This is a genomic window from Vibrio splendidus 12E03, assembly GCF_000272105.2.
GTDB classification, from domain to species: Bacteria; Pseudomonadota; Gammaproteobacteria; order Enterobacterales; family Vibrionaceae; genus Vibrio; species Vibrio splendidus_I.
In genome coordinates this window covers 1-324 of record NZ_AJZD02000170.1, presented here as the reverse complement: position 1 = coordinate 324, position 324 = coordinate 1, and the positions used below count along the sequence as shown (strand labels likewise).

1 protein-coding gene is annotated in these 324 nt (G+C 51.2%); it reads left to right on the top strand.

Features of this window, described 5'->3' with window-relative positions:
* Positions 1 to 324 (top strand): hypothetical protein (locus A142_RS24970; RefSeq protein WP_032545320.1); only part of this gene is annotated, 324 nt, incomplete at both ends.

Genomic DNA, 324 nt, shown 5'->3' with positions numbered 1-324 from the left:
GGCGACCAACCTTTGGCGTTTGCTCAAGATAAGGCATTTTTGACTGCTTTGGATGGAATGGCCACGCAAGATTTTATTCGAACGGGCTCACTGTCGGGTGCTGTGAAAGCACTGTCGGCCTCTAATCCGTCTCTCAATACGTTAACGCTGTACTCAAACACACTTTCGAAGCTGTTGGCTTTTCATCCGTGGAAAGGCGAGCGTGTGACGACCTTAATGGTCTCGGGTGACACATTGAAAGCGGCGACTAAGCAGGTCACCGGGCATTATGGCTGGCGCTGGGATGAAAAATCGTCTTGGCCTGTGGCTGACTTTACCTTCACG